Genomic DNA, 11,370 nt, shown 5'->3' on the forward strand with positions numbered 1-11,370 from the left:
TGCTAATGGCATCCAGCCCCAGCAGCAACCTTCGCTGCACCTTGGTTTGCACAGGGTTCCGGCTTTTAGCCGTTCAACGTCAACCCTGGATAAGTCCGAACGGGCAGCTTGTGCCGCTGCGGTTGTTGCCGCGCCAGTTGCACCTGAACCTGTGCCACAGCCTCCAGCACACGTTGTGCCCATTGCTCGTCTTCCGGGTCAACCACTACCACGCGAAACCCGTGGTCGAAACCTTCAAGCTGCACGCCTTCGGAATCATCGACATGCAAGTCGATATCGAAAGCCGGTGGGAATTTTGACGGGGTGCTCGTCAGCCCACGGTCGGTCAGGGCCTGGCTATGTCGCACACTGTTGACCACGCCATCGACATGGATGCCATACAGCAACAACCAACGTCGGATGTAGGACGGCGTGCGGCCGGATGAGGTATAGACCCAGACGCTGCAACCCTGGCGACGCAGCTCACGGGTCAGAGAACGGGTGCCGCAGCGCAAGGGCTCACCCAACCAACGGTGCACACACGCCGGCAAGCGGCTGTGCTCGGTTGCACTGTGGTGCAGCTGACAGGCCAGTGTGTCGTCGATGTCGAACGAAATACGGATTCGCTGACGCTTGATGAACACACGCTTGATCGTGTCGAGCACTGGGTACCTTCCCATCATTGGCCCCCCTGGTGGGCGGGCGCTGGTGTGTCGCTCAGGAAAAACTCGGTTGGATCTGGAGCGTTATCTTCCAGGAACGCTGCGTATTTTTTCTTGATCTTGGGCAATTCGTACAACGCCATTACGCCATGCTTCGCGGAGTTGCGTATCACCGAGGACGGGTTGAAATAGCCCTCGGCGTTGTCCAGCGTCAGCACAAACGGTGGCAACCCCTCACGCATCAGCAGATAGCTGACGATCAGCGACCCACTGCGGTGATTGCCTTCAATGAACAACTGCGGCTTGCTCAGGACCCGCACGTAGACACCGGCTGCTCGCTTCCATACGGATTCGTTATGGTGCTTGCAATACCAGTTATACAAATCCTTGATGCCACCTTCGACATTGTTGAAAAAGTGCACTTCGGTCGCCGCCAGGTGCTGCGCGTATTCCTGCCGGCGCACCGGGTCTTTGCCACAGAGCACCGTGGCATTGATCTCCAGCATCAGATTCAATTGCTGGAGGTCGAACAGGTCGACACCGCGCGCAACATAGTCGTCAATCAGGGCATAACCTTCAAGCACATTCTGCAGCACTTCGTCTGTCAGCGGGTCGCGTGGCTCGGTAAAGTCCTGGCTAAGCTGGGCAAAACGGCCCTGTACCTTGCGCAGGGCGCGTTCAATCGCGGCCAGATCAAGACGACGTGTTGCAGTCATTGGCAATCCTGAAAAACGATGCATGGGTCAGCTGAATTTGCCGCTGATGTAGTCCCCGGTCATTTGCTCACGCGGGTTTTCGAAGATCTGCGCGGTGGCGCCCATTTCCACCAGATAACCGGTGCGGGTGCCCTGGGAGATGTCCACCGAGAAAAACGCGGTGGTATCGGCCACACGGATCGCCTGCTGCATGTTGTGGGTGACCAGCGCGATGGTGTAATCCTTTTTCAACTCGACCATCAGCTCTTCGACACGACGGGTGGCGATGGGGTCGAGCGCCGAGCAAGGTTCGTCCAACAACAGCACTTCCGGCTCGGTGGCAATTGCGCGAGCAATACACAGACGTTGCTGCTGGCCGCCGGAGAGCGACAGGCCGCTGACCTTGAGCTTGTCCTTGACTTCATCCCACAACGCGGCGCCTTGCAGCGCGTGCTTGACGCGATCACCCAAGTCGCCTTTGTAGCGGTTCAGGCGCAGGCCAAAGGCCACGTTGTCAAAGATGCTCATCGAAAACGGGTTCGGCTGCTGGAACACCATGCCGATGTAACGGCGTACGACGACGGGATCAACGCCCTTGCCGTACACGTCCTGGCCGAGGAAATGCACGTGGCCTTCGAAGCGGAAGCCTTTGACCAGGTCGTTCATGCGGTTGAGGCTACGCAGCACAGTCGATTTGCCGCAGCCGGACGGGCCGATGAAGCCGGTAATCTTGTTTTTCTCGATTGGCACATGGCTATCACGCACCGCCATGAAGTTGCCGTAGAAAATCTTGTCCAGCTTGCAGTCCATGACCACTGGCGCCTGGGTGACAAACGGAGCGGCTTTTTGCGCAGTTGAGACGTTCAAAATTCAGGTGCTCCCGTTCTTAGTACTTGGGCTTGCCGAAAATACGGCTCACGATATTCACGACCAGCACGATCATTACCAGCACCAACGAGGCCGCCCAGGCGAGCTCAAGCTGGTTGTCGAAAGGCATGCCGGAGAAGTTGTAAATCAACACGGCCAGGGACGCCGTCGGATTCATGACCGCCAGGCTGCCGTCGTGGTAGATCCAGTAGTTACTGAACAGCGCGGTGAACAACAGCGGTGCGGTTTCGCCGGCAGCACGTGCGACTGCGAGCATCACGCCGGTCAGGATCGCGGGCATGCCGGTAGGCAAGACGATTTTCCAGATCACCTGCGAACGGGTGCAGCCCATGCCGTAGGCCGCGTCCTTCATGATCTTGGGCACCATCTTCATCGACTCTTCAGCCGTCAGCACCACGATCGGCAGCATCAGTACCGCCAATGCCACGCCACCTGCTGGAGCCGAGTAAGTCCCGGTCGTCATCACCACCAGGGCGTAGGCAAACACACCCGCCAGGATCGATGGCAAACCGGTAAGCATCTTGGCGGCGAAGCGCGAAGCGTTCGCCAACTTGCTGTCCGGGCCCAGTTCAGCGAGGAAAACCGCAGCCAGAATGCCGACCGGCACGGCGATGGCGGCAGCGATACCGACCATCACGAACGTACCGGCCATGGCGTTACCGAAGCCACCGCCGGTCTCGAAACCGGTGGGCGGCAGTTCAGTGAACACTTCCAGGCTCAGGCGTGCGCCACCGCGGGTGATCAGCATGTAGAGCACGGAAATCAGCGGCACGCTGGCCAGCAACGCGCCGAACCACACCAGGGTGGTCAGCACCAGGCTGCGCAAGGCACGGCCTTCGAACCGGCGTTGCAGGCTCGGCATGGCGGTGATGGGCGTAGAGAGATCAGTCATTACTTGGTACCCCGCTGGGCGTAGACCATGATCATCGAACCGATGATGTTCACCAGCAGCGTGATAAACATCAGGACCAGTGCGGCGTACATCAACACTTCGATCTCGTTCGGGCCGGCTTCGGGGAAGTTCAGCGCCAACAAGGCGGCCAGGGTGTTGGCCGGTGCAAACAACGAAAGCGAGATGTTGTTCGCGTTACCCACCAACATGGCCAGGGCCATGGTTTCACCCAAGGCGCGACCCAGGCCGAGTACCAGCGAACCAAAGATACCGGTCGCGGCAGAGGGCACCATTACCTTGAGAATCGCTTCCCAGTGAGTGGTGCCCATACCGTAGGCGGCTTGCTTGGTTTTCATCGGCACACCGGTGAGGGCGTCCTGAGACACGGCGGCAATGGTTGGCAAAATCATGATTGCCAGCACCAGCGCCGCTGGCAGCAGGCCCGGCCCGCTGAGGGACGTGCCGAAAAACGGAATCCAGCCCAGTTCAGTGTTCAGCCACGCAGTCAGCGGGCGGATAGCCGGGATCACTACATAAATGCCCCAGAGGCCGTAGACCACGCTGGGAATGGCGGCGAGCAATTCAACGATGGTGCGAAACACCGCCGCGAGTTTTGCCGGCAGGAAATCCTGGGTGAGAAAAATCGCCATGCTGACGCCGAAAAAGCCTGCGATCAGCAACGCGATAAGGGCGCTGTAAAGCGTGCCCCAAATAGCTGGCAGAATGCCGTACTTGCCTTGGTTAACGTCCCAGACACTGCCGAACAGCACATCAAAACCGTGCTTTTCCATGCCGGGAAGTGCCTTGCGCCCTACTTCGAAGACCAGCGCGAAAACCAGCGCCAGCACCAGCACTACGCCTATGCGTGCAAGTGCACGGAAGGTGCGGTCAACCAGGAAATCCTTCGTAGAAGGTGGCTGGCACGCAGAATCCGGGTTAACCGGTACGACAAAAGGTGTGTTCATTGGCTATTTCCGGAACAAGGGGGAAACGCTCCCGGCATGGCTGACAACCCATGCCGAGAGCGGCCTGGCGGCCTTACTGGATGTTGGCGGAAGCTTTGCGAACTTGATCGACAACCGATGGAGGCAGTGGGATGTAGCCCATCGAGTCGGCGATTTTCTGACCTTCGGTCAGGCTGTACTCGACCATTTCACGCATGGCCTTGGCTTTGGCTGGGTTGCCGTTGTCCTTGCGGAAGATCATCCAGGTGTAGGAAGTGATCGGGTAGGACTTGGCACCATCCGGATCCGGCAGCCAGGCCACCAGGCTTTCCGGCATTTTCACCGCCGCCAGGGCTTCGGCGCCGCTTTCGGCGTTAGGTACAACGTATTTGCCGGCCTTGTTCTGCAGCTGGGCAAAGTCAACCTTGGCCAGTTTGGCGAAGCCGTATTCGATGTAGCCAATCGCGCCTGGGGTCTGACGCACAGTGGCGGTCACACCGTCGTTTTTCGGCGATTTGATGAACTTGTCGCTGGCTGGCCAGTTGACGGTGTTGCCTTCGCCCAGGTCTTTCTGGAACTCAGGGTTGATCGCGGCCAAGTGCTTGGTGAACACCGCGGTGGTGCCGCTGGAGTCTGCACGCACGACAACAGTGATCGGCATGTCAGGCAGTTTCAGGCCTGGGTTGGCGGCGGCGATCTTGGGATCGTTCCACTTGGTGATCTTGCCCAGGAAGATGTTGGAGTACACATCGCGTGGCAATTTGAGTTCTTTAGGATTGCCCGGCAGGTTGAACGCCAACACGATTTCCCCAGCGGTCATCGGCAGCAGTTGCGCGCCTTCGGCCACCTTGGCGATGTCTTCGTCTTTCATGGCCGAGTCGCTGGCGGCGAAGTCGACGGTTTTGTTCAGGAAGTCCTGTACACCCGCACCGCTACCTTTGGATTGGTAATCAACGGTGACACCCTCGGTTTTCTTGCTGAAATCCTTGAACCAGGTGAGGTAGATCGGGGCTGGGAAACTCGCACCGGAACCGGTGAGGCGGATGCTCTCGGCAGCAAACACCGAGGTGGCACTGAGAGAAACCGCAACGGCGAGTGCAGCAGACTTCATCAGACGTTTCATTCAGGAAAATCCTTGTGAATTACGGGCTCGGGAACTCTGCAACATTCTTGTTACGGTTTTATGAACGTGGAGTGGTAAAACGCCTGGTTGTCCCCCTCTCCCACCGCAATCACGGTATTTGATGTCATTGGTTAGTAACAAAATGCGACTAAGACTTTGCCATCCCCCACCACGCGAGTTCCACCCATGTCCTCAATAGAAGATGCCTTGATGCAGCGCATCCATCGTGAATTGCTGGATCACAGTGACGAAGAGCTGGAACTGGAATTATCCGAAGATGGGCACGACCTCAACGCGCTGTTTGACGAGCACGTCGGTGAAAGCGCCGAAAAAGCCGCGCGCAGGATTTATTTCAGCGAACTGTTCCGCCTGCAGGGCGAACTGGTGAAATTGCAGAGTTGGGTGGTCAAGACCGGTCACAAAGTGGTGATCCTGTTCGAAGGGCGCGATGCTGCCGGCAAAGGCGGTGTGATCAAACGCATCACCCAGCGCCTGAACCCGAGGGTCTGCCGAGTGGCCGCCCTGCCCGCGCCGAATGACCGAGAACAGACTCAGTGGTATTTCCAGCGCTACGTTTCACACCTGCCGGCCGCCGGCGAAATCGTGCTGTTCGACCGCAGCTGGTACAACCGCGCTGGCGTCGAGCAGGTCATGGGGTTCTGCAACGCGGACCAGTACGAAGAGTTCTTCCGCACCGTGCCGGAGTTCGAGCGCATGCTCGCCCGTTCCGGCATTCAGTTGATCAAGTATTGGTTTTCCATTTCCGACCAGGAACAGCACCTGCGCTTTCTTAGCCGTATTCACGACCCGCTCAAGCAATGGAAGCTCAGCCCCATGGACCTGGAGTCGCGTCGGCGCTGGGAGGCCTATACCAAGGCCAAGGAAATCATGCTCGAACGCACCCACATCGCCGAAGCGCCGTGGTGGGTGGTGCAGGCGGATGACAAGAAAAAAGCCCGGCTCAACTGCATCCACCACCTGCTCGGGCAGATGCCATATGAAGAAGTCGAGCTGCCGGTGATCGAACTGCCGCAGCGGGTGCGGCAGGAGGACTACTCCCGTAGCCCGACGCCACCGGAACTCATCGTGCCGCAACTCTATTAACTGAGCTGCTCACACAGGAACGGCACACTGGCGAGCCGTGAAGTGGGGTGAAACGCCAGTACCCGCGTCGCCACCAACAGGTAAGCGACTTCCTCGGAGGACATGAACGCCATGCCACCGAGGATTTCGAAGGCGCGGGTACTGATGCGGTTGATCGCCTCTTGCACCGCAAACCGCGTGGCTTGCGCGCGTGCCAGGTCTGCGCGCAGGAACCGGTTCTGGTCGATGGCAACCGCCAGGCCGCGTATCGCCATCGTGGCGCCCTGCAGATCAATCAGCAGCATTGCGCGATCATCCTGCGAGCCTTTGTTGCACGCCAATGCCCTCGACGCCAACGCAGACGCCATGCCCAGGTAGGACGCCGACGCAAGCAGCTGGAACCAGATCGCAAACAAGTGTTCACCCGTGCCCTGCTGCACATCGTCCAGCTGGTTATCCACGGCCTTGCTGAAATACATCAACGCCTCTGGCACCAACAGCTTGTCGAAGATCACTTCATGGCTGTCGGCGGCCTGCAAATGCGGCACCGACCAGAACTTTTTCCGCTGGATATTCGGATCACCCGCCAACCCCAGGCCGATGCCGATATGGGTCTGGCCTTGCGGGTCGACGTAGTTGACGCCAAAGGTGATCGCGTCAAAGTGATGGGTCATCGTGCACGGCTTCTTGCTGCCGCTCACCCAATAACCCGCGGCTGTTTTTTCTACGGACAGCGTGGACTCCAGGATATTGGCGTGTGCCCGCCCCTCGGCAAAACCCGAGGCGACCAACAGGTTGTCGCGAGCGACCACGCCAAGCATTCCCTGGATATCGGGAAAGAAGCGACTCGCCGCCATCATGCCGGCCACCGTGTGATGGTGCATGGTCATCATCACGGCCAATGAAGGGCAATGGGCGCCAACCCAGGTGTGTACCTGGGCCAGGTTGACTGCGCTGATCCCTCCACCGCCAAGTTCCTTGGCGATGGAAAGTCCTGGCGCGCCGACTGTTTTAAATAACGTGGCCAGTTGTTTAGACTCGCCACGTTCAAGTTCAATCAGTGAGGCCGCTTCAAGAACAGGCACCAGCTCAGGAATATAGGCTAAAGCGGTATCTCTTTCTTCACTTAGAAACATAATAAACAAACCCTTATGACTGTTTAGGCTTCAAGTAATGTCGCGCATAACGACTGTCCAACTTCGACAGCGGCAATAACATAAAGAAGTCCGCGACATTGAATTCCTTATCCCAGGCCGGAGCACCACAGACCCAGCCACCACTGCGTAAATAACCTTTGAGCAACGGGGGTACGCGCGGCACATGTCCGGGCTCGAACGCTTCCAGGGGAAAAGGGATATGGGGCGTTACGCGATAGTCGGCGGGCGCTCGATTTTCTGCGGTAAAGCCTCGATACAACGCCGCCGCATCATGGCCACCATCGGACAGGCTCACGCTCGCGCAACCCATCAGATGGTCACAGCCCTGGCTCTCCATGTACCTCGCAAGACCTGACCACAACAGCATGATCACACTGCCGCTGCGGTATTCGGGGTGGACACAGGCATGCCCGGCTTCAACGGTCCTGGGGCGCAATGACGCCAGCCCACTGAGGTCGAACTCCCTCTCAGAGTAGTAGTGCCCCATGCGCTGTGCAGCGGCCGGGCCCATCAGGCGGTAGGTGCCCACCACGGCTGAAGTCTTGGCGTCGCGGACCAGTAAGTGGTCGCAGTAGTCGTCAAACTCGTCAGTATTCAACGCCTCAGGGTTTGCAAGTTCAGACCATTTAAAAGTTTCGGTAAAGACACGATAACGCAGGCGTTGCACCTCACGTATTTCTTCTTGCCGAGTGGCGAGACTGACCACTAACCCTGCACGCGGAAGTTGTGCAGTTGAATGTTCTTCACTGGATACCGACGGAGATCGCATTCCTGTTCCTTTGAGTCGCCATACGCGTAAGAGGCAAGTAGTGAGCAGGACACTAACATGCGACTTTATGCAGGCAACGTAAGGAAACTCCGAAACAAGTTGCGATCTTTATGGTGGGTAAAGTTACTGTGGTGAACTACTCACCACCCGCAACGCCAACCCCTCATACGCATCCAGGGTAATGGTGAATTCCCCCTCCGCCGTCAGGTCGCCTTCCACACGCTCATTGATGATGTCCACTACCATCCCGGCAGCAATATCCGATAGATGCAGGGTTTCAGTGATCGGCGTGGCACCAAAATTCAGTGCAGTGATTTGCGTGCCTTTGCCGGCCGGCAATTCATGCACCATTACCAGCAGTGCCGAGTTTTCAACCTCCGGCACCAGAATCTGGCGGCTGGCGGCGATGTCATAGGCACGGCGCACCGCGAGGATTTTCTGCAGTTGCGAAGAAAAGGATTCGGGGTCCTGCAACTGGCTGTTCAAGCTGCCGTAAAGGCTTTTCGAGCGTGGCATGTGGCCAGCCGAAAGCGCTGCGTCCGGGTTCAAATCCACCAGGTCATACGCGCCGCGATGAATCCAACGGGTGTCGCCATCCTGCATCAAGTGCTCGACCTCTTCGGCCGCTAGCGGCAGCGCGCCCACCAAGTCCCAACCCGACAAGGCAAACACCCCAGGCTGCATGGCGTTGTACATCACCAGCAGCAAATGGATCTGGCGGATCTGCCGGATGTCAGCTTCGGTGATCGCCTCCAGATCACGAATGCCCAGCGCCGCCGTGATGATGCTGGCCGTGGTGCACGACACGCCATTGGTCACAAACTTGAGGTTATACGGCGCATGCTCACCGGCCAGGCGCTCGTACATCTGCTCGCGAATGTGCTCGCGCAGGATATTGCCGGGAAAGGTCTGGCCCTGGTACAGGAAGGTGTCATGGGCGTGTAACGTCCAGAAGTGCACCAACTCCAGGGTCAGCTCATCGTGGTTCTGCAACGCATGGATCAGCGAACCGGGGTCGATACCTTGGCGGTGCATTTCACGCAACATCAGGCGCAGGAACTCGGCGTCGCCCATTAGCAGTGCATGCTGGTACGCCGGACGGGTGATGAAGTCATAGGACAGGTCGGCGCCACCATGGGACATGGAAGCGATGTCATCCACGGTGAGGTTCAACTCCTGGAAACTGAAACCGCCGGCCTTGCGAATCGCGCCGCCGAGCAACTGGTTGCCGGTGATCGACAGCGGATGGCTCTCGGACCAGGCCGTGCCGTCCAGCTTGCGCTCCACACCAAGAAAACCGTTGGCGTCCAGGCGCAGGATCTTCGCGCCCATCACGTCGATGGCGTGCAGCGCATCACCGATGATCATCTGCTGCGCGGCAAAGGTCGGGTCCAGCCAATTCAGCGATGGCTGGCCTTCCTTGAAGTAATGCAGGTACACCCAGCGACGCGGCTTGCCATCCACACCGAGCACCACGTCTGTCGCGCTCCAGTCGGTTTCCTTGACGCCGGGCTCGAAGAAGATCACCCGCTGCAACTGGCCGACGATGTAGTGTTTGTCACGCAACGCATCGACCTGGACGGGGCTGAGGTTTTGCGCGTCACGGCCCTCAGCGACGTCGGGCAGCAGCGCCCAGTCCTCCTCGCGGATTTCGACCATGTGGTACAGGCCGGGATAGTCCTCGTAGGCCATCTCGGCCAGCCGGAAATCCGCGCCCTTGCCGGTGTGGGACGGGATCACATCGTCGATGATCACCGCATTGTGCGCCGCCGCCATGCGCGTCAACGCCTGCAACTGCGCCTCGGTGCCCAACTCCGGGTCGATCTCGAAGCTGATGCGGTCGAAATTGCCGTCGATGGTCGGTGTGTGCTGCGTGCCCTTCAGGCCGCCGGACTTCTTCAATGGGCCATTGTGGATGCCCTGGATGCCAATCTTCGACAACGCCTGCCACAGCGCCTCATCCCCCAGCGCCTCCAGCACCGTGCCGCCCTCACGGGTCACAATCGAGGCCGGGTACGCGGTAAACCACACGGACGACAGGGCCGAAGCATCACGGGGCCGCGTCTGCGCGTACGGCTGCTGCCACAACCGGCCCTGGCCCGAATAGAGCTTGGCGCGCTGGCGTGCCGCGTGCAGCATCGATTGTTCCACCAGCCAGCTCACATGGTTGTTTTCAGCCGCCGTCATATGCCTGATCCCTGTTGTCGTCCAAAGGTTGCTCGTAAGCATAGGAGCCACAACCGGGGCCATTCGTTGCATTGCAATGTGGGCGACTACGCCAGCTGCCGATACTGCCTCGGCGTAAACCCCGTCGACGCCTTGAATTGGCGGGTAAACGCACTGTGGTCGGTATACCCGCATTGCAGCGCCACTTCGGTGATCGGCAGGTCGGTGTGCAACAGCCGGTGCGCCTGCTCCAGCCGTACCTTCTGGATCATCTGCCGTGGCGTGAGGTGGAACACGCGCTTGCAGTAGCGCTCCAACTGCGCCACTGAAATGCCGGCGATCCGGGTCAGTTCACCCAGGGTCACGCGGCGGTTGAAGTGTGCGCGGATATGGGCGTCCACGGCGGCCAGGCGCTGGTACGCCGGGTGGCTTTCACTGGCGGTTTGCAGGTCGACCGAGATACCCGCCAGGCCGATGATCGCCCCTGTGTGGCTGTACAGCGGCCACTTGTGGGTCAGGCACCAGCCGGGTTCGCGGGTGCCGTACAAGTGCAGTTCCAGCTGATCTTCCAGCACAAAGCCCTGCTCCAGCACGCGCCGGTCCTGTTCGGTGTAGCCCGGCCCCAACTGCGCGGGGAAGACTTCGGCACTGGTCTTGCCCAGCAGCGGTTGCAGTTGCTTGAGGCCGCAGCGCTGCACCAGGGTGCGGTTGGCGAGCACATAGCGGGCCTGGGTGTCCTTGATGAAAATCGCGGCATTGGGGATCACGTCCAGCATCGGCAATAGCTGCGCGACACTGCCCAATAACTGTTCGATGTCTTGGGGGTTGCTCCCTTGGCAAAGGGTCGCAAACGCGTTCTGCAGCATGACGGTTGATCCCCGCTGGTGGCCTGACGGATAGCAGATTGCCCGATGCCCGGAGCCCTGTCGAGCCACTAAAACTGTGCTGATTTCGTCATCAATGCCGGCAAAAAACATCAATCGCGCCGCCGTTCAGGCGTTCACTGTATGGC

At 59.0% G+C, this 11,370-nt stretch carries 11 protein-coding genes; 1 reads left to right on the forward strand and 10 read right to left on the reverse strand.

The window, feature by feature from the left end; translation table 11 throughout:
- Positions 1-65: 65 nt before the first annotated feature.
- From AYR47_RS23055 to pstS, 6 genes are all read right to left on the reverse strand, one after another.
- Positions 66-659 carry a hypothetical protein gene (locus tag AYR47_RS23055; protein WP_061437037.1) on the reverse strand — a complete coding sequence of 198 codons (594 nt, stop codon included), beginning with the start codon at positions 657-659 and terminating at the stop codon, positions 66-68.
- On the reverse strand, positions 659-1,357 hold the full coding sequence (locus tag AYR47_RS23060) for a hypothetical protein (RefSeq protein ID WP_033902989.1): 699 nt from the start codon (positions 1,355-1,357) through the stop codon (positions 659-661). The genes AYR47_RS23055 and AYR47_RS23060 overlap by 1 nt, the downstream gene beginning before the upstream one ends.
- A gap of 27 nt (positions 1,358-1,384) precedes the next feature.
- Positions 1,385-2,146, reverse strand: a complete 762-nt coding sequence (gene pstB, locus AYR47_RS23065) for a phosphate ABC transporter ATP-binding protein PstB (RefSeq protein ID WP_033902990.1) — start codon at positions 2,144-2,146, stop codon at positions 1,385-1,387.
- Positions 2,147-2,222: 76 nt separating this feature from the next.
- Entirely contained in the window at positions 2,223-3,116 is an 894-nt protein-coding gene (pstA, locus tag AYR47_RS23070; protein WP_033902991.1) for a phosphate ABC transporter permease PstA, read from the reverse strand.
- Positions 3,116-4,081, reverse strand: a complete 966-nt coding sequence (gene pstC / locus AYR47_RS23075; RefSeq protein WP_016978032.1) for a phosphate ABC transporter permease subunit PstC — start codon at positions 4,079-4,081, stop codon at positions 3,116-3,118. Before pstC ends, pstA begins: the two co-directional genes overlap by 1 nt.
- A 73-nt stretch (positions 4,082-4,154) precedes the next feature.
- Entirely contained in the window at positions 4,155-5,183 is a 1,029-nt protein-coding gene (gene pstS / locus AYR47_RS23080; protein WP_016978033.1) for a phosphate ABC transporter substrate-binding protein PstS, read from the reverse strand.
- 186 nt (positions 5,184-5,369) lie between these two features.
- Between pstS and ppk2 the strand changes: the two genes are divergently transcribed.
- The gene (gene ppk2, locus AYR47_RS23085; RefSeq protein ID WP_025999860.1) at positions 5,370-6,287 is read left to right on the forward strand and encodes a polyphosphate kinase 2; all 918 of its coding nucleotides are present in this window, start codon (positions 5,370-5,372) and stop codon (positions 6,285-6,287) included.
- Here the strand turns inward: ppk2 and AYR47_RS23090 are convergent.
- The 4 genes from AYR47_RS23090 to AYR47_RS23105 form a co-directional block, all read right to left on the reverse strand.
- The gene (locus AYR47_RS23090; protein ID WP_156487823.1) at positions 6,284-7,402 is read right to left on the reverse strand and encodes an acyl-CoA dehydrogenase family protein; all 1,119 of its coding nucleotides are present in this window, start codon (positions 7,400-7,402) and stop codon (positions 6,284-6,286) included. The two genes, ppk2 and AYR47_RS23090, sit on opposite strands and share 4 nt — an antisense overlap.
- Positions 7,403-7,415: 13 nt before the next feature.
- Positions 7,416-8,090 (reverse strand): GNAT family N-acetyltransferase, encoded by a 675-nt coding sequence (locus tag AYR47_RS23095; RefSeq protein ID WP_208603913.1) that lies wholly within the window; start codon positions 8,088-8,090, stop codon positions 7,416-7,418.
- Between the two features lie 225 nt (positions 8,091-8,315).
- On the reverse strand, positions 8,316-10,379 hold the full coding sequence (gene treS, locus AYR47_RS23100) for a maltose alpha-D-glucosyltransferase (protein WP_061437043.1): 2,064 nt from the start codon (positions 10,377-10,379) through the stop codon (positions 8,316-8,318).
- An 86-nt stretch (positions 10,380-10,465) separates the two neighbouring features.
- Complete coding sequence (locus AYR47_RS23105) at positions 10,466-11,224, reverse strand: AraC family transcriptional regulator (protein ID WP_033902995.1); 759 nt, start codon at positions 11,222-11,224, stop codon at positions 10,466-10,468.
- Positions 11,225-11,370: the final 146 nt, after the last annotated feature.

Origin of the sequence: Pseudomonas azotoformans, from assembly GCF_001579805.1 — a bacterium.
Taxonomy (GTDB): Bacteria; Pseudomonadota; Gammaproteobacteria; order Pseudomonadales; family Pseudomonadaceae; genus Aquipseudomonas; species Aquipseudomonas azotoformans_A.